The following is a 17,154-nucleotide window of genomic DNA, read 5'->3' as shown; positions in this document are numbered from 1 at the left end:
TAGACTGCGCGGGTTTTACCCAACAGATGTACCAGTCCCATGCGCCTCTCCATTGCTGCCAAGATCAACTTCTTCCTGCTCTTCATCTTCTCCATGGTGTTGGTGTTTTCCGCGGCCTATCAGGCGGTGCGCGAGCGTGACCTCATCCTGACCCTCATCAAGGAACAGAGCCGCGAGCAGACCGAGGCCTACTTCGACGGCCTCAACATGCTGATGCTGACTGGCAAGATGGACGCCCGCGACACCCTGCGCGCCAAGTTTCTCGATCACGCCCACGTGGAAGATGCCCGCATCGTGCGCGGGGCGGCGGTCAACAAGCAGTACGGGCCGGGCCGTGACGACGAGGCCCCGAAGGACAGGTTTGATGCCCTGGCGCTGGCGGGCAAGGGGAGCCTGGAGGTAGAGCATGAGGGCATGCACAGCCGGCTGGTGGTGACCCGCCCGCTGCTGGCCAGAAAGGATTTTCGCGGTACCGACTGCACCAGCTGCCACCAGGTGCCGGAAAACACCGTGCTGGGGGCGGTGCGTTTTGACTACTCCCTCGACACCCTGTTTACCCGGGTGGAGCAGAACATCCTCACCTCGGCCCTGAGTCTCACCCTCATCTTCGGGCTGGGACTCCTGCTCACCCTCTGGGTCATCCGCACCTGGATAGTCCGCCCCCTCAACCAGCTGACCCGCTCCATGGAGGAGGCCACCGATCGCAACGACTTCGGCCACAGGCTGGAGGGGGATGAAGGGGACGAGATTGGCCGGGTGGCGCTCGCCTACAACCAGATGCTCGACAGCGTGGAGCGCCAGATAGGCAAACGCCCCGCCTCTCAGGGGAAGGATGACGGCGACGGCCCTCAGCCCCGGTAGTAAAGCAGCAGGCAGGCCACCAGGATCAGCAGCAGGATGAAGAGATTGACGTGGCGGGCATCTTCCTGCCGACGGCTGCGGCCACGGGCCAGCACCAGCACCACCAGGGTCAGCAGGCAGCAACCCCAGAGCCCGCGCTCCAGCCAGGGGGTGAGCAGGGGGTCCCAGCTCTGGCGCACCTTGACGCCCCCATAGACCAGAAAGCCGTAAGCCACCTCTGGCCGGGCGAAGTGATAGAGGGAGAGCAGGGCGACAAAGCCGCCCCAGCAGAGGATCACCAGCCCCTGCAACACCCGTATCCAGCCATCCGGCCCCCGCCTGCGCTCCTTCACCCTCACCCCCGTCCAGCCGCCATGATCCATGCACGATGCATGGGGAAATCCCCGCAAGGGTCCGACATTTTTGCTTGTTTATCAAACCTGCGCGGGTAAGATGAACGGCTTAGTCTGCCATGGTGGGCCAACTGCGCCCGGGCCAGACCCCTAGTGTTGCAAATAGCGCTGCAAGAACAAGCTGGAGACAATATTTCGATGACGCACGCATCCGTAGTTGATGTGCTGGCCGGTAAGTATTCGGTCGGCACCACCCTGACTGTGAAAGGGTGGATCCGGACCCGCCGCGATTCCAAGGCGGGGATCTCATTTTTGGCCGTTTCCGATGGCTCCTGCTTCCATCCGGTGCAGGCCGTCGCCCCCAATACCCTGGCCAATTACGAGAATGAAGTGCAACGTCTGACCACAGCTTGCTCCGTCGAAGTGACCGGCACCGTGGTCGAGTCCCAGGGCAGCGGCCAGGCGTTCGAACTGCAGGCCACCGAGGTCAAGGTGGTGGGCTGGGTCGAAGATCCGGACACCTACCCCATGTCTGCCAAGCGCCACAGCATCGAGTACCTGCGCGAGCAGGGCCACCTGCGTGCCCGCACCAACATCGTCGGTGCCGTGACCCGGGTGCGCAACTGCCTCTCCCAGGCCATTCACCGCTTCTTCCACGAACAGGGCTACCTCTGGATCGCGGCGCCCCTCATCACCGCCTCCGACACCGAAGGGGCCGGCGAGATGTTCCGCGTCTCCACCCTGGACATGGAAAACCTGCCGCGCACCCCCGAAGGCAAGGTGGACTACGACAAAGACTTCTTCGGCAAGGAGACCTTCCTGACCGTGTCCGGCCAGCTGAACGTCGAAACCTACGCCTGCGCCCTGTCCAAGGTCTACACCTTCGGCCCGACCTTCCGCGCCGAAAACTCCAACACCAGCCGCCACCTGGCCGAGTTCTGGATGGTGGAGCCGGAAGTGGCCTTCGCCGATCTGGAAGACAACGCCGCCCTGGCCGAAGCCATGCTGAAGTACGTCTTCAACGCCGTGCTGACCGAGCGCCGCGACGATCTGGAGTTCTTCGCCCAGCACGTGGACAAGGACGCCATCGGCCGTCTGGAGCGCTTCGTCGCCTCCGACTTCGCCCAGATTGACTACACCGACGCCATCGACGTGCTGCAAAACTGCGGCAAGAGCTTCGAGTTCCCGGTCTCCTGGGGCATCGATCTCTCCTCCGAGCACGAGCGCTACCTGGCCGAGGAGCATTTCAAGTCCCCGGTGGTGGTGAAGAACTACCCGAAGGACATCAAGGCCTTCTACATGCGCCTCAACGACGACGGCAAGACCGTTGCCGCCATGGACGTACTGGCCCCGGGGATCGGCGAGATCATCGGCGGCTCCCAGCGTGAAGAGCGTCTCGAGGTGCTGGATGCCCGTCTGGCCGAGATGGGTCTGAACAAGGAAGACTACTGGTGGTACCGCGATCTGCGTCGCTACGGCACCGTGCCCCACTCCGGCTTCGGTCTGGGCTTCGAGCGCCTGGTGGTCTACGTGACCGGCATGGGCAACGTGCGCGACGTGATCCCCTTCCCCCGTACTCCCCGCACTGCCGAGTTCTAAGGCGACCCGCCCACTCGCACCGTGCAAAAGCCGACCCCCGGGGTCGGCTTTTTTTATGCCTGCCTCGCTCTTCCCGCCCCCGTTATTCCCGCCTTTTGCATTCCCAACCCTGTGCGCTCCCCCACCTTTCCCGTCATTTATCTGGTGTGGGCCAGGACGCGGCCCCCTGTTCAAGGGCTGAGCCGTAGTTTTTATGCACTTAAATCGGAAAAAAGCCGGTTGTTGAAGCAACGCAATTTTTTACCCCTTTAGGGGTGACAAAATATCCATTAACCCTTCAGGGGTAATTGATGACAGCGGATCCCGGGCAGCTGGCCGATGGGGACATGGATAAAACACACGAGGTAATGGAATGATCTTGATGGAATTTTTGGTGGTACTCGGCTGCTTGCTGCTGGGTACCCGCTTCGGGGGCATGGGGCTGGGTCTTATCAGCGGTATCGGTCTGTTCCTGCTGACCTTCGTCTTCGGCCTGGTGCCGGGCGAGCCGCCGGTGCAAGTGATGCTGACCATACTGGCGGTCATTGGCTGCGCCGCCACCCTGCAGACCGCCGGCGGTCTCAACCTGATGATGCAGGTGGCCGAGCGTCTGCTGCGCCGCCACCCCCAGTACATCACCCTGCTGGCGCCGCTCACTACCTGGACCCTCACCTTCCTGTGCGGCACCGGCCACGTGGTCTACACCATGTTCCCCATCATCGCCGACATCGCGCTGCAGAAGAACATCCGCCCGGAGCGCCCCATGGCAGTGGCGTCCGTTGCCTCCCAGATGGCCATCTGCGCCTCGCCGGTCTCGGTGGCCGTGGTCTCCATGGTCTCCATCCTGGCGGCGGCTCACGGCGTGGGTCAGGCCTACGGTCTGCTCGACATCCTGATGGTCGCCATCCCCTCCTCTCTCATGGGTGTCATGATGGCGGCCCTGTGGAGCCTGCGCCGCGGCAAGGATCTGGACAAGGACGAGGAGTTCCAGGCCAAGATCAAGGACCCTGCCCAGCGGGACTTCATCTACGGCGGTGGTGAAACCCTGCTCAACACCAAGTTCCCGAAAGAGGCCTACTGGTCCACCTGGATCTTCTTCGCCGCCATCGCTGCCGTGGTGCTGCTGGGGGCCGATGAGGCGCTGCGCCCCGTCTTCACCATCAAGGAGAAGACGGGCCCTCTCTCCATGAACCTGGTGATCCAGATGATGATGCTGATCGCCGGCGCCATCATCCTGATGCGCTGCAAGGTCAAGCCGGGGGAGATCGCCAACGGCGCCGTCTTCAAGGCGGGCATGGTCGCCATCTTCTCAGTGTTCGGGGTCGCCTGGATGAGCGAAACCTTCTTCCAGGCCCACATGCCGCTGCTCAAGGAGACCCTGGCCCACGTGGTACAGGCCCAGCCCTGGACCTACGCCCTGGTGCTCTTCCTCATCTCCAAGCTGGTGAACAGCCAGGCCGCGGCGCTCACCGCCATCGCCCCCATGGGGCTGGCGCTGGGGGTCGAACCCAAACTGCTCATCGCCTTCCTGCCGGCGAGCTACGGCTACTTCGTGCTGCCGACCTACCCGAGCGATCTCGCCTGCATCGGCTTCGACCGCTCCGGCACCACCCGCATCGGCAAGTTCATCATCAACCACAGCTTCATCATTCCGGGCCTCATCGGGGTGGTGACCTCCTGTACCCTGGGCTTCATCCTGACCAGCATCCTGCTGTAACAGGCACCCAGTGCGAGCGGCTCCCCCGTGGGAGCCGCTTTTTTATCCCCGCATCTCCGACCCGCGCTTTGCCATCGCCCCCCACTCTGGGTAGCATGACCCCTCTTTTCTTTGCGGAAATCCCCCATGTCTCGCGTCATCCTGCTCTGGAGCGGCGGCAAGGATGCCATGCAGGCCCTCTGCCACGCCCGGGAAGCGGGCCATCAGGTGGTGGCCCTGATCACCTTTGCCCCGCCAGCGCCCCGCTTTCTCGCCCATCCCCTGTCACAGGTTCGCCGTCAGGCGGCGGCCCTCGCACTGCCCCATCGGCTGGTCACCATCGAAGCGCCCTTCGATCTCGGTTATGAGCGGGCCCTGGCGGCATTGAAACAGGAGTGGCAACTCGATGGGGTCGTCACCGGCGACATCGACAGCGTGGGGGGCGCGCCGAACTGGATCCGCGAGCGCTGTCGCCCCCTGGGGCTCACCGTTCACACCCCGCTCTGGCAACAACCCCGCGAGGCGTTGCTGGCGGACATGCTGGCCCGCGGCATCGTCGCCCACCTCTCCTGCGTCGATACCCGGGTACTGGCCCCCGAGTGGGTGGGGCGCAGGCTCGATGCTGGCACCCTCAGCGATCTGCAGCAACTGGCGGATCGGGATGGCTTCGATGCCTGCGGCGAGCAGGGGGAGTACCACACCATGGTGACCGACGGCCCCGGGTTTGCGGCGCCGCTGACGCTCGGCCACTGGCAGGTGGCGCGCCAGGAGCACCTTGCCTATCTGCTGGAGGACGAGGAATGACCTCTCACGAGGGCGACACATAAAAAACGGGAGGCGCTGGCCTCCCGTTTTGCTTGTCCTTAACGTTGACCTATTTGGCCAGCTTGCCCAGCACCCGCTTCAGCAGGCGGATGCGCGGCTCGATGCTCTCCAGCAGCAGGAACTCCGCCTCCGAGTGGAAGCCGCCCCCCATGGGGCCGAAGCCATCCAGCGACGGCACGCCCGCCGCCGCGGTGAAGTTGGCATCGGAGCCGCCACCGGCCTCCAGCCAGGTGAAGGGGACTCCCTCCTCCCTGCCTGCCGCCTCCACCAGTGCCATCAGGGCCTCGGTGTCGCCGCTCGGGCGCATCGCGGGCTTGAAGCTCTGGCGCGCCACCTCGACCCGGCAACCGGCGAGGAAGGGGTTGTTGGCCATGAAGGTGAGCCGGTCGTGCACCGCCTGCGCCTCTTCGTTGCGCCAGAAGCGCAAATCCACGATCGCCTCGGCAAAGTCGGGCACCACGTTGACGCCGGTGCCCCCCTGCACCACCCCCACGTTCATGGTGGTGCCGGTCTCCATGTTGACCTGTTCGTTGATGGCAAGCACCCAGTGGGCCAGCTCCGTGATGGCGGAGATCCCTTGTGCCAGGGCCGAGCCCGCATGGGAGGCCTTGCCGTGGAAGGTGATGCGGTACTTGGCATTGCCCTTGCGGGCGCTGATGAGATCCCCGCTCGGGCGGGCCGCCTCGGCCACCAGCACACAGCTGCTCTGTCTAGCCTTCTCCACCAGCCAGTCCTTGGACCAGGGAGAGCCTATCTCCTCGTCGCAGTTGCAGCAGACCAGCACCTTGAGCCTGGCCAGCACGGCCGGGTCCAGCTCTTTCAAGGCATACCAGGTGGAGAGCAGGCCGCTCTTCATGTCCGACACGCCGGGGCCAAAGGCCTGATTGCCTTCGACTTTCAGCGGGCGTTTGGCCGCCGTCCCCTCGGGGAAGACGGTGTCCATGTGGCCCACCAGCATGACATCGTAGTGATCCGCCCCCGGGGCATTGGTTGCCTCCAGGCAAGGGCCGCACTCGGCGGCGAACTGGTGGCGGGTCACCTGCCAGCCGATGGCCTCATATTTCTCCGTCATGATGTCGGCGACCCGGGCCACCCCGGCCGGGGTGCGGGTGCCGCAGTCGAGGTTGATGAGCGGGGCCAGATCCGCCAGATAGGTATCGAGGGAAAACGGGCGCTTGAGGTCGTTCATTGTCTTCTCCATGGAACAATCTGCGTAAAACACAGACTGTTTTTGCAACGATAAGAGTGGGCGGGCACTCGGCGCCGCCTCGTCAACGGCGGTCGGCCAGCGTGGATCAACTGGCCGCCACCTCTACACCAGAGCCTTTACATGAACAGCAGATAGTTGAGGAGCAGCGCCGTCACCAGGGCCCCCGCCATGGGCACGCTGGTGCGCTTGACCACCACGAAGGGAGAGACCTTGGCGATGCCCGCACAGGCGATGAGCACCGCCGCGATGGGGGAGACGGTGCGACCGATACTGGAAGCGAGCTGCATCGGCAGCAGCATGGTCACCGCCGGCACGCCAAACTTGGCCGCCACGGCGGGGGCCAGGGAGGAGAAACTGAGGAAGGCCGCGTTGCCCGAGCCCATGATGACCGCCGCCACCATGATGAGCCCCACCATCACCAGGGTCATCAGACCGCTGCCGATGCCGGCATTGCTGGCAGAGTGCAGCAGGGTGTCGATGGCGCCGATGGCCTTGAGGGATTCGGCGAAGAGCTCGGCACAGACGATCAGCGCCACCACGGGGCCGAACACCTTGCCCATGCCGTCGAGGAAGCTGGACAGCCCCGCGAAGGCGGTGCGCACCGAGCGGGTGCGCAGCAGCTCGCACAGCATGCCGATAAAGACCGACAGCAGCATGGCCACCTCCACGCTGACGCTGATGCTGGTCACCAGGAGCTTGGAGAAGGTCATCATCAGCACGAAGGGGATGATGGGCAGCAGGCCGTACCAGGTTGGCGCGGCCACCTCATCTGCCCCTTTTTCGTCAAGCTCCGCGTGTTCGCCGCGATGCAGGGCCGGATCCCAGCCCTCCTGGCGGTCACAGTGCCGCTGCCAGAAGAAGTGCAGCACCATGGTCACCAGCAACATGGGAGCCACCAGCCAGATCTGGTAGTCAACGAAATAGCTGGTGGGATCCATGCCGGATTGACCGGCGGAGAAGATGGCGTTGGTCTGGGTCGGGCCGATTTCGAACGCCTGGGAGGTGGCGATGACGCCGCAGGCGGAAGCCGGGCTGATGCCGAGGTTGCGCATCACAGGGTACATGGTGACCATCAACAGCAGGCCGAGGCCGGTGGCAGAGGTGACGAACAGGGAGACGAAGACCGCCACCAGGTAGCAGATGGCCAGCATCAGGTAGCTGGACTGGATGCCCGCCACCGGCTTGACCGCCACCCGCACCAGGGCCTGGGAGGCGCCGATGTGGGACATGTAGGTGGCAAAGCCGGCCACCGCCATGATGGTGAGGCCGAGCCCGGCCGCCCGGTAGGAGAAGATCCCCTTGAACACCTCGAACAGGTCGAACAGGGCGAAGCCGGTGCTCTTGTCGGCGGGCAGAATGGGGTGCAATCCCAGCCAGTAGGCCACCGCAAAGAGGGCCATGCCCGCCAGCGCCAGCACCGCCTGCGGGTTGTAATCCTTGATGATGCCGTAGACCACGGCGATCAGCACGAGCAAGACGAAGACGAGTTCCAAGGTGCACTCCTGACAAGATTATCGAGAAGCGCAATCTAGTGGGGGATCTCCCCTTTCCTCTTGATCACCATCAATAAAGATGGAAAAAGCAAACGGTTGCAGATTTTTACTCCAAAAATAAAACTAAAAACGACATTTAACATCACGAAACTGGATCTAGAATGCTCCCCAGGGTATCCCTGACCGACAACCGCCACTTTGTTTGCGTTGGATCAACATCCCGCCGGGGTGAACTGGCCAAGATGCCCGTCGACACAGAGCGACCATTTCGCACCGGAGAGAGTTATGACAAACCAAGCCACCGCAGGCACCCCGACCTGCGACTGCAAGCTGTGGGACATCCTCGTCGAGTCTGCAAAGGAACGCACCACCATTCGTTACTCCAAACTGGCCAGGCAGGCCGGGCTGGAGCAGTGCCAGGATGAACTGCGCACCCTGCTGCAACGCATCCGCATGTATTGCACCGAAAATCACCTGCCCATTCTCTCCGCCATCGTGATGGATGACGTGGGCAAATACGCCGGCCTCTCCTCCAGCCTGCCGGATGCCCCCTGGGAGCGGGCACGGGTCTTCGATCACGAGTGGACCACCCTGCACTGAGTGCCGCCCCCTGAATCCGGAACGCGCCCATACCAGCAGGCGCGTTCTGGTTTTTGGCCCCCACCGTTTCTTCCCCGGCCCCAGGCCAGGTGTGTGTCCCTGTGAGGCGCCCTGCCCCCTGTCGTCCTATCCGGCCAGGCGTGCAGCATAAGGGCCTCCTGCCCCCGGTCTCCCCCTTTGATACCGCAGCGCATCCCGTCACAGACCAGCGTGTGCTGGCGCGCGGCTCCCTCCCTTCTCCATTCGGCCTGACTGGTAAAACCAGCCCATCCGGCCATGAGCGTTGCCATGGGGGGGCCACAATGCCAGAATCGGGCCCTTGCACGATTTCAGGGCCGCCGGCCCGCAGACAAAGGATCCCCCATGGCCACCACCCTCTATGGCATCAAGAACTGCGACACCATCAAGAAGGCCCGCAAGTGGCTGGAGGAGGCGGGTATCGATTACCGCTTTCACGATCACCGCGCCGACGGTCTGAGCCCGGAGCAGCTCGATCTCTGGCTCGCCAAGCTGGGCTGGGAAGCCCTGCTCAACACCCGTGGCACCACCTTCCGCGCCCTGCCGGAAGCAGAAAAACAGGGGCTCGACACCGCCAAGGCCCGTGACCTGCTGCTGGCCCACCCGGCCATGATCAAGCGCCCGCTGCTGGACCAGGACGGTACCCTGACCCTGGGCTTCAAGGCAGATCTCTATCAATCCCTCTTCTCCCGTTAACTTTTTCTGTTAAGGAACACCGATGTCGGACGTCATCACACTGGCCAAGGATCTGATCAGCCGCCCCTCCGTGACCCCCCTGGATGAAGGGTGCCAGACCCTGATGGCGGAGCGCCTCGCGCGCCTGGGGTTCGTCATCGAACCCATGGTCTTTGAGGACACCACCAACCTCTGGGCACGCCGTGGCAACGAGGGTCCCCTCTTCTGCTTCGCCGGCCACACCGACGTGGTACCCGCCGGCCCCCTGGAGAAGTGGGACACCCCGCCATTCGAGCCGACCATCAAGGACGGCATGCTCCATGGCCGGGGCGCCGCCGACATGAAGGGGTCTCTGGCCGCCATGGTGGTGGCGACCGAGCGCTTCGTGGCCGAGCACCCGGACCACAAGGGCTCCATCGCGTTTCTCATCACCTCGGATGAAGAGGGGCCCTTCATCAACGGCACGGTGCGCGTCATCGACACCCTGGAGGCACGCAACGAGAAGATCCGCTGGTGCATCGTCGGCGAACCCTCCTCCACCGCCCAGGTCGGGGACGTGGTGAAGAACGGCCGTCGCGGCTCCATCACCGGCGATCTGCTGGTGCGCGGGGTGCAGGGCCACGTCGCCTACCCCCATCTGGCGGACAACCCCATCCACAAGGCGGCCCCGGCGCTGGCGGAGCTCGCCGCCATCGAGTGGGACAAGGGCAACGCCTACTTCCCCCCCACCAGCTTCCAGATCGCCAACATCCAGGGCGGCACCGGCGCCTCCAACGTCATTCCGGGGGAGTTGCAGGTCCAGTTCAACTTCCGCTTCAGCACCGAGCTCACCGATGCGGCTATCCGCGAGCGGGTCGAGGCGCTGCTGACCCGTCACGGCCTGGACTTCGAGCTGAAGTGGACCCTCTCCGGCCAGCCCTTCCTGACGGACACCGGCGCCCTGCTGGACGCCACCGTCGCCGCCGTGGCGGCAGTGAACGGCCAGCAGCCGGCCCTGCTCACCACGGGGGGCACGTCCGATGGGCGCTTCATCGCTCCCACCGGGGCGGAAGTCATCGAGCTCGGCCCGGTCAACGCCACCATCCACAAGGTGAACGAGTGCGTGAAGGCGGACGATCTGGATCTGCTGGCGGACATGTACCAAGGGGTGCTGGCACGACTGCTGGCATGAGCAGCGCTCCGGACAAGAGAGACCAGACCATGAATCAGGATCAACTGCTTGGGCTGGATGAGAGCCACCTCATCCTGGTGGGGCGCGGCCCCCATCGTCTGACCGCCGCCACCGCGGCGGCCTTCAACGACATGCAGGTGGCTGCCGCCCATGCCGGTTTCAACCTGCAGGCGGCCTCCAGCTGGCGCGGCTTCGAGCGCCAGCTCGCCATCTGGAACGGCAAATGGCGCGGGGAGCGCCCTCTGCTGGATGCGCACAACCAGCCCCTCGATGCCCTGCAACTGGGCGAGACCGAGCGACTGCACGCCATCCTGCACTGGAGCGCCCTGCCCGGCACCAGCCGCCATCACTGGGGCACGGATCTCGACATCTACGATCCGGACTGCCTCCCCGCCGGCACCCGGCTCGCGCTGGAACCCTGGGAGTACGAGGCGGGCGGCTGGTTTGCCGATTTGCGCGAATGGCTGGACGATCACATGAACGACTTCGGCTTCTTCCTGCCCTATGCAAAAGGGGAGCAACCGGATCAGGGGGTGGCCTACGAGCCCTGGCACCTGAGCTTCGCGCCCGAATCCGACGGGCTGGCACTGGATCCGGCGGCGCTGGCGCTTTGTCTGGAACGGGCGGATATTGAAGGCAAGGAGTGCATCCTGGCTCATCTCGACGAGATCCTGGCCCGCTATGTCACCCCGGCACACCACGAAAGGAGATTCTGATGAGCTTGTGGTTATGGATAGGCTTGCCGCTGCTGTTTCTGCTCGGCCTGTTTCTCAACGCCATCAAGGACATGAAGCAGCTCGAGAAACAGCTGCCCAAGTACAAGGACAAGATCCGGGAGGTCAAGGACGACGAGGACGACTGACCCTCCTCGCAGGAGCCCGTCGGCGCTCCTGCCCCCTTCCCGTCCACGGCATTTTTCCGCCCTCTGCCGCCCCCTGAGCCGGCCCTGAAAGCCCCATCCATTGCCCCCTTTCCCTTCGCTTTCCCGCGCGGTCACTTCGCCCTCGCCCTGATTGAAAACTGCGCAACAAACGTAAAAAACTGCAAAACAATGCACAATTAAGCCACACAAAGGGGGTCAATCTGCATATAATGTGCCTGTTTTGCAGCCCGCCATAAGGAGTTCGCCATTGGATGCCACCACCGTCAACAGTTTCTTCTTCATCGGTGCCCTGTTGGTGGGCGCCAGTGTCCTGTTGAGCGCACTCTCCTCCAGAGTCGGCATCCCCATCCTGGTCATCTTCCTCGCCGTTGGCATGCTGGCGGGTGAGGATGGTCCCGGCGGCATCCACTTCGCCGACTACTCGGTCGCCTACCTGGTGGGCAACCTGGCACTGGCCATCATTCTGCTGGACGGCGGCATGCGCACCCGGGTCTCCTCCTTTCGGGTCGCACTCTGGCCCGCGCTCTCGCTGGCCACGGTCGGGGTGGCCATCACCACCGGCCTCACGGGCCTCGCCGCCGCCTGGCTGTTCGACCTCAACCTGATGCAGGGGATGCTCATCGGTGCCATCGTCGGCTCCACCGATGCGGCGGCGGTCTTCTCCCTGCTCGGCGGGCGCAGCCTCAACGAGCGGGTCAGCGCCACCCTGGAGATTGAATCGGGCAGCAACGATCCCATGGCGGTCTTTCTCACCGTCACCCTGATCGAAGTGCTGGCTACCGCCCAGCAGGGGCTGGATGCCGGCTTCCTGCTGCTGCAACTCGTCAAGCAGTTTGGTCTGGGCGCTGGCATCGGCCTTGCGGGGGGCTGGCTGCTGTGGAAGCTCATCAACAGTGCCAAGCTCGCCCCCGGTCTCTACCCCCTGCTCACGGTGAGCGGCGGCCTGCTCATCTTCGCCCTCACCACGGCGGTGGGGGGCAGCGGCATCCTGGCCATCTACCTCACCGGCCTGCTGCTTGGCAACCTCTCCCTGCGCAGCCGCAGTACCACCCTCTCCGTGCTGGATGGCCTGACCTGGCTCAGCCAAATCGGCATGTTCCTGGTGCTGGGGCTGCTCGCCTCGCCCCACAAGCTGCTGCCCATCGCCCTGCCAGCGCTGGCTCTGGCCATGTGGATGATCCTGTTTGCCCGTCCGGTGTCGGTCTGGATTGGACTGCTACCGTTCAAGAACTTCGCGCCCCGCGAGCGCTGGTTCATCTCCTGGGTGGGGCTGCGCGGCGCCGTGCCCATCATCCTGGCGGTCTTCCCCATGATGGCGGGGCTGCCCAATGCCCAGCTCTACTTCAATGTCGCCTTCTTCGTGGTGCTGGTTTCGCTGATCCTGCAGGGCAGCTCGCTGCCGCTGGCATCAAAGCTGGCGCGAGTGGAGGTGCCCGCACCGCCCTCTCCCATCAACCGCTCTGGGCTGGAAATCGATCTCGACAGCCAGTGGGAGACCTTCGTCTATCGCCTGAGCGCCGAGAAGTGGTGCATCGGCTCTCCCTTGCGGGAGCTGCGCATGCCCCAGGGCACCCGCATCTGCGCCCTGTTCCGCGGCCAGGAGCTGCTCCACCCCTCGGGCAGTACCTGCCTGCAATCCGATGACATCCTGTGCGTCATCGGCCACGAGCACGACCTGCCCGCCCTCGGTCAGCTCTTCAGCCAGGCGCCGGAGCAGGATCTGGGCCCGCGCTTCTTCGGTGACTTCCTGCTGGAGGCCAACGCCAGGCTGGTGGATCTCGCCCCGCTCTACGGGCTGGATGTGAGCGAGATGGCGGATCAGAGCCTCGGCGATTTTATTGCCCACCAGTTGGGCGATAATCTGGTGGTCGGTGACCATGTCGCCTGGCAGGGACTGCTCTGGACGGTGGCGGAAATGGAAGAGGGTGAACCCCGCAAGATAGGGGTGCGCTTCCTGGAAGAAGACCCCGTCTAGGCGCCGGCCATCGTAGCCCGCATTTGTGTGAGAAGGGAGTGAACCATGCCTTATCAAACCCTGTTGTCCGGTCTGTATCCTCCCTCGCCCAAGCTGGGCCTCATCGAGGGTTTCTTTGGCAAGGGCTGGAGCTGGGAAGCCCGTGCCCGCTACGCCCAGTGGCTGCCCCGCCACGGCTATGGCTTCTACCTCTACGCCCCCAAGGAAGACGGCTACCTACGCAAGCACTGGGCCACGCACTGGCCCGCCGACCAGCTTGAAGCCCTGTGCCAGCTCGCCCGCCAGTGCCGGGAGAACGGTCTGGCCTTCGGGGTGGGCCTGAGCCCCATGGGGGCCCATCACGACTATGCCCGCCAGCGACCCGCCCTGCTGGAGAAGGTGAGGCTCATCGAGGAGGCGCTCAAGCCCGATATCCTGGCGATCCTGTTTGACGACATGAAGGGGGACACCCCGGACCTCGCCCACTGGCAGCTCACCATCGCCCACGACATCGCGGCCCACACCGACGCAGGCCGCCTGCTGTTCTGCCCCAGCTACTACAGCACGGATCCGGTGCTGGAGAAGGTGTTCGGTGCCATGCCCCCCCACTATCTGCAGGATCTGGGTCAGGGGCTCGACAGGCGCATCGATGTCTTCTGGACCGGCCCCAAAGTCTGCTCCACCGAGTATCCGGCTGCCCACCTCAAACAGGCCGCCGACTGGCTCCATCGCAAGCCCTTCCTGTGGGACAACTATCCGGTCAACGACGGCAGCAAGGCGAGCAGCTTCCTGCACCTGCGCGCCTTCGAAAACCGTCCGGCAGAGCTGGCGGATCTCGTGAGCGGCCATGCGGTCAATCCCATGAAGCAGGCGGCCCTCTCGGCCCTGCCGCTCGCCACCCTGCCCATGAGCTACAAGCTCGGCAAGCAGTACGATCCTGACAAGGCGCTGCACGCCTCCCTCAACGCCACCTGCGGGCCGCAGATCTCTGCCATGATCCAGGCCGACCTGCCGCTCTTCCAGGACATCGGTCTGGCCCAGCTCACCCCCGAGCAGGTCATCCACCTCAAGAGCCGCTACCTGCCGTTCCAGGATCAGGCCTGCGTGAACGAGATCCTGCGCTGGCTGGCCGGGGAATACGTGTTCGATCCGGACTGCCTGACCGACTGACCCCATGAGTCCATGAAAAACGGGCCCATGTAAAAGGCCACCTCCCGGGCAGGGAGGTGGCCTTTTTGCATGATCTCTCTTCAGGTGCCCCATGGCGTCACATAGGGCGGCAGATTGAGCGGGTGTTTAGCCGAATGCCAGCCAGACCCCGACAAACAGCATGAGAGAGCCCGCTATCCGGTTCATCAGGGTGACATTGCCGCTCTTGGCGAGGAAATGGCGCAAGGTGCGGCCACCGCTGGCATAGAGCATCAGGCAGGAGAACTCGATGACCAGGATGAGCGCGACCAGGGCCCCTATCTGGGGTGCCATCGGCTTGGCCGCATTGATGAAGGGGGGCAGCAGGGAGACCATGAAGGCCCACCCCTTGGGGTTGGCGATGGCGGTCACGAAACCCTGCACGGCCAGTCCCATTGGGCTGGTCTGCTGACCCGCCGAGAGATCCGCTGGGATGGCCATCTTGCCCTTGGCCTGCCACATCTGGATGCCGAGCCAGACCAGGTAGGCGCCACCTACATATTTGAATGCGGAGAACAGGGCCGGGTAGTTGAGCATGACTGCCGCCACCCCGACCACCGACAGCACGGAGACCAGGCCGACGCCGACAAGCTCCCCCCACATCATGTGCAGGGTACGGCGCACCCCCAGACTCATGCCCAGGGTCATCGCCAGGGTCATGCACATACCGGGGGTTACTGAGACAAAAAAGAACGTGGGAATAAAGAGCGCCAAGATGGCGGGATCAATCCAGTCGGACACACTACACCTCCAGGGTAACAAGCAGACGATCTTGCCTATCACACTCTTTTAACACAAGAAAAACCTTTTCATTCAGCAAGAATTCAGCATTAAAAACCCTGTGACAAGGATTGTCGCGCCTGTGTAAGATGCCGCCTCACTCCTCTTTCGGGTTAGGATCTTTCATGTCATTGAATAATCTGTCCATTCGTCTTCAAGTGCTTATCCCTCTCCTGCTCGCCAGCCTGTTGATGCTGCTGATGGCCGTGATCAGCAAACAGGAAATCGACGGTGCCATTCAGGACATGAATGAAACCACCGCCAGCGTCACCCGCCACAAGGACGACATCGCGGCCCTGATCCACGCCACCTACCGACTGCGCACCAACGCCATCTACGGCCTGTACGATGAGGCCCTCTTCGCCCAGTTGCCGGCTCAGCTCTCCGCCGCCGAACAGGAGATTGGCGCCATCCTGACCAGACTGGTTGTCACCGGTGCCGAGCAGGACAACCGTCAGGTCGCGGCCGCCCTGCAGGCCTACCTCGGCCATACCCGCAGCAGCATGCTGCCCCTGCTGACCGCCAAGTACCAAGGCAGTGGCGATCCCGCCGCCTATGAGCAGGCCCGCCTGCACTTTCGCGATCTGGGGGAGGCGCTCATCAAGCAGATCGATGCCATGTCCGTCCACATCAATCAGCTGACCCAGACTGAGATTGCCGAGGAGCAGGCCCACTACCGCGCGACCCTGCTGCACACCCTGCTGCTGATGGGGGGCACCCTGATCGCGGCCCTGCTGGGTGGCTGGTGGATCTCCGGGCGCATCGTGCAGCCCATCGGCCAGTTGCAGGAGGTGATGCACGCCGTCGCCCTCGGCCGCTTCAACGTGCGTGCCAATGCCGAAGGCAACAACGAACTGGGCCAGCTCGCCAGGGATATCAACCGGACCCTGAGCCAGCTTGCCAACACCATCCAGACCCTGACCGGCATCAGCGGCAATGTGGCCTCCGCCGCCACCGAGCTTGCCGCTGTGATGACCCAGGCAGAGGTCAACGCCCAGCAGCAGCGCGGTGAGACCGAACAGGTGGCCTCCGCCGTCACCGAGCTGGCCAGCACCGCCGACAACGTCAACCACAACGCCGCCCTGGCCGACGAGCTGGCCCGGGATGCCAACAGTCGGGTCGAGCAGGGGCTGGCCCTGTTTGCCGAAAGCATCGAGGCCAACGGCCGCATGGCGGGCAGTCTGGAGAACGCCGCGACTGTGGTGGCCAGGCTCAAGTCCCAGTCCGAGCAGATCGGCAAGGTGATCGAAGTCATTCAGAGCATTTCGGAGCAGACCAACCTGCTGGCCCTCAACGCCGCCATCGAGGCGGCCCGCGCCGGTGAAAGCGGCCGCGGCTTTGCGGTGGTGGCCGACGAAGTGCGCCTGCTGGCTGCCCGTACCCAGGACTCCACCAAGGAGATCCAGGCCATCATCGAGCAGTTGCAGAGCCAGTCCCTCTCCGCCAACAGCGGCGTGCAGCAGACCCTGGAGATCCTCGGCCACAACCAGCAGCTCTCCGCCGAGGTACAGGCCTTGCTGGGGGGCATCACGGACGCGGTCAACCAGATCAACGGTGCCAACGCCCAGGTGGCGACCGCGGCAGAACAACAATCCTGCGTCACCGCCGACATCAGCCGCAACCTCACCAACATCCACGAGATCGTGAACCAGAACGCCGCCGGCATCAGCCAGAGTGCCGCCGCCAGTCACGAACTGTCACAGCTCGCCGAGCAGCAGCGCAGGCAGCTCGCCCAGTTCCAGCTCTGATCCCGAGAGGGTCTCTTCGATACCGCGGGGCCCGGCGCAGGCCCCGCACTTGCCCCTCCCCCTTCACGCCTCCTGTTTAAAACGGGTTTTTGCCATCAAGGTGTCATTGGGGGCTGGGCTGCATTCGCAAATGTGGGTATGG

General features: G+C 64.0%; 16 protein-coding genes. 12 read left to right on the top strand and 4 right to left on the bottom strand.

Translation table 11 applies throughout. The annotated features are described in order from the left end of the window. The first annotated feature begins 39 nt into the window (after positions 1–39). Entirely contained in the window at positions 40–861 is an 822-nt protein-coding gene (locus tag ACVDHI_RS08970; protein WP_439831875.1) for a HAMP domain-containing protein, read from the top strand. Here the strand turns inward: ACVDHI_RS08970 and ACVDHI_RS08965 are convergent. Then, on the bottom strand, positions 849–1,151 hold the full coding sequence (locus ACVDHI_RS08965; RefSeq protein WP_010674063.1) for a hypothetical protein: 303 nt from the start codon (positions 1,149–1,151) through the stop codon (positions 849–851). The genes ACVDHI_RS08970 and ACVDHI_RS08965 overlap by 13 nt on opposite strands. A gap of 240 nt (positions 1,152–1,391) precedes the next feature. Here ACVDHI_RS08965 and asnS point away from each other — a divergent pair, with 240 nt between their 5' ends. From asnS to ACVDHI_RS08950, 3 genes are all read left to right on the top strand, one after another. Beyond that, the gene (gene asnS, locus ACVDHI_RS08960; protein ID WP_039039869.1) at positions 1,392–2,792 is read left to right on the top strand and encodes an asparagine--tRNA ligase; all 1,401 of its coding nucleotides are present in this window, start codon (positions 1,392–1,394) and stop codon (positions 2,790–2,792) included. Between the two features lie 352 nt (positions 2,793–3,144). Next, entirely contained in the window at positions 3,145–4,488 is a 1,344-nt protein-coding gene (locus tag ACVDHI_RS08955) for an anaerobic C4-dicarboxylate transporter (protein WP_041215561.1), read from the top strand. A gap of 126 nt (positions 4,489–4,614) precedes the next feature. Continuing rightward, the gene (locus ACVDHI_RS08950; RefSeq protein ID WP_447212000.1) at positions 4,615–5,271 is read left to right on the top strand and encodes a Dph6-related ATP pyrophosphatase; all 657 of its coding nucleotides are present in this window, start codon (positions 4,615–4,617) and stop codon (positions 5,269–5,271) included. Between the two features lie 70 nt (positions 5,272–5,341). Here the strand turns inward: ACVDHI_RS08950 and ACVDHI_RS08945 are convergent, their stop codons facing one another. Next, complete coding sequence (locus ACVDHI_RS08945) at positions 5,342–6,481, bottom strand: M20 family metallopeptidase (RefSeq protein WP_447211999.1); 1,140 nt, start codon at positions 6,479–6,481, stop codon at positions 5,342–5,344. A gap of 137 nt (positions 6,482–6,618) precedes the next feature. Next, complete coding sequence (gene dcuC / locus ACVDHI_RS08940; RefSeq protein ID WP_069652810.1) at positions 6,619–7,995, bottom strand: C4-dicarboxylate transporter DcuC; 1,377 nt, start codon at positions 7,993–7,995, stop codon at positions 6,619–6,621. Positions 7,996–8,280: 285 nt separating this feature from the next. On the opposite strand from dcuC, the gene ACVDHI_RS08935 reads away from it, so the two are divergent. From ACVDHI_RS08935 to ACVDHI_RS08905, 7 genes are all read left to right on the top strand, one after another. Then, positions 8,281–8,595 carry a hypothetical protein gene (locus tag ACVDHI_RS08935; protein ID WP_010674057.1) on the top strand — a complete coding sequence of 105 codons (315 nt, stop codon included), beginning with the start codon at positions 8,281–8,283 and terminating at the stop codon, positions 8,593–8,595. A gap of 363 nt (positions 8,596–8,958) precedes the next feature. Then, the gene (locus ACVDHI_RS08930) at positions 8,959–9,309 is read left to right on the top strand and encodes an ArsC family reductase (RefSeq protein ID WP_039039874.1); all 351 of its coding nucleotides are present in this window, start codon (positions 8,959–8,961) and stop codon (positions 9,307–9,309) included. 22 nt (positions 9,310–9,331) lie between these two features. Further along, on the top strand, positions 9,332–10,459 hold the full coding sequence (dapE, locus tag ACVDHI_RS08925; protein ID WP_447211998.1) for a succinyl-diaminopimelate desuccinylase: 1,128 nt from the start codon (positions 9,332–9,334) through the stop codon (positions 10,457–10,459). Between the two features lie 29 nt (positions 10,460–10,488). Further along, positions 10,489–11,175, top strand: a complete 687-nt coding sequence (locus ACVDHI_RS08920) for a M15 family metallopeptidase (RefSeq protein WP_029314223.1) — start codon at positions 10,489–10,491, stop codon at positions 11,173–11,175. Then, positions 11,175–11,321 (top strand): hypothetical protein, encoded by a 147-nt coding sequence (locus ACVDHI_RS08915; RefSeq protein ID WP_010674048.1) that lies wholly within the window; start codon positions 11,175–11,177, stop codon positions 11,319–11,321. The genes ACVDHI_RS08920 and ACVDHI_RS08915 overlap by 1 nt, the downstream gene beginning before the upstream one ends. Before the next feature lie 268 nt (positions 11,322–11,589). Continuing rightward, positions 11,590–13,317, top strand: coding sequence for a potassium/proton antiporter (locus ACVDHI_RS08910; protein WP_201894913.1), 1,728 nt, complete (start codon positions 11,590–11,592; stop codon positions 13,315–13,317). Positions 13,318–13,362: 45 nt separating this feature from the next. Further along, the gene (locus ACVDHI_RS08905) at positions 13,363–14,466 is read left to right on the top strand and encodes a beta-N-acetylglucosaminidase domain-containing protein (RefSeq protein WP_447211997.1); all 1,104 of its coding nucleotides are present in this window, start codon (positions 13,363–13,365) and stop codon (positions 14,464–14,466) included. A 126-nt stretch (positions 14,467–14,592) separates the two neighbouring features. Here ACVDHI_RS08905 and ACVDHI_RS08900 read toward each other — a convergent pair whose 3' ends face one another. Then, positions 14,593–15,225 (bottom strand): LysE family translocator, encoded by a 633-nt coding sequence (locus ACVDHI_RS08900; RefSeq protein WP_039039878.1) that lies wholly within the window; start codon positions 15,223–15,225, stop codon positions 14,593–14,595. 164 nt (positions 15,226–15,389) lie between these two features. Here ACVDHI_RS08900 and ACVDHI_RS08895 point away from each other — a divergent pair, with 164 nt between their 5' ends. Continuing rightward, complete coding sequence (locus tag ACVDHI_RS08895) at positions 15,390–17,012, top strand: methyl-accepting chemotaxis protein (protein ID WP_447211996.1); 1,623 nt, start codon at positions 15,390–15,392, stop codon at positions 17,010–17,012. Positions 17,013–17,154 lie beyond the last annotated feature (142 nt).

It is taken from the genome of Aeromonas sp. 25-248 (genome assembly GCF_053005425.1).
This window is presented reverse-complemented; position numbering and strand designations above follow the sequence as displayed.

What these genes read in the sequence shown, in the direction of transcription:
- ACVDHI_RS08970 (WP_439831875.1), top strand. Translation starts at nt 40, where the DNA reads ATGCGCCTCTCCATTGCTGCCAAGATCAACTTCTTCCTGCTCTTCATC.
- asnS (WP_039039869.1), top strand. Translation starts at nt 1,392, where the DNA reads ATGACGCACGCATCCGTAGTTGATGTGCTGGCCGGTAAGTATTCGGTC.
- ACVDHI_RS08955 (WP_041215561.1), top strand. Translation starts at nt 3,145, where the DNA reads ATGATCTTGATGGAATTTTTGGTGGTACTCGGCTGCTTGCTGCTGGGT.
- ACVDHI_RS08950 (WP_447212000.1), top strand. Translation starts at nt 4,615, where the DNA reads ATGTCTCGCGTCATCCTGCTCTGGAGCGGCGGCAAGGATGCCATGCAG.
- ACVDHI_RS08945 (WP_447211999.1), bottom strand. Translation starts at nt 6,481, where the DNA reads ATGAACGACCTCAAGCGCCCGTTTTCCCTCGATACCTATCTGGCGGAT.
- ACVDHI_RS08935 (WP_010674057.1), top strand. Translation starts at nt 8,281, where the DNA reads ATGACAAACCAAGCCACCGCAGGCACCCCGACCTGCGACTGCAAGCTG.
- ACVDHI_RS08930 (WP_039039874.1), top strand. Translation starts at nt 8,959, where the DNA reads ATGGCCACCACCCTCTATGGCATCAAGAACTGCGACACCATCAAGAAG.
- dapE (WP_447211998.1), top strand. Translation starts at nt 9,332, where the DNA reads ATGTCGGACGTCATCACACTGGCCAAGGATCTGATCAGCCGCCCCTCC.
- ACVDHI_RS08920 (WP_029314223.1), top strand. Translation starts at nt 10,489, where the DNA reads ATGAATCAGGATCAACTGCTTGGGCTGGATGAGAGCCACCTCATCCTG.
- ACVDHI_RS08915 (WP_010674048.1), top strand. Translation starts at nt 11,175, where the DNA reads ATGAGCTTGTGGTTATGGATAGGCTTGCCGCTGCTGTTTCTGCTCGGC.
- ACVDHI_RS08905 (WP_447211997.1), top strand. Translation starts at nt 13,363, where the DNA reads ATGCCTTATCAAACCCTGTTGTCCGGTCTGTATCCTCCCTCGCCCAAG.
- ACVDHI_RS08895 (WP_447211996.1), top strand. Translation starts at nt 15,390, where the DNA reads ATGTCATTGAATAATCTGTCCATTCGTCTTCAAGTGCTTATCCCTCTC.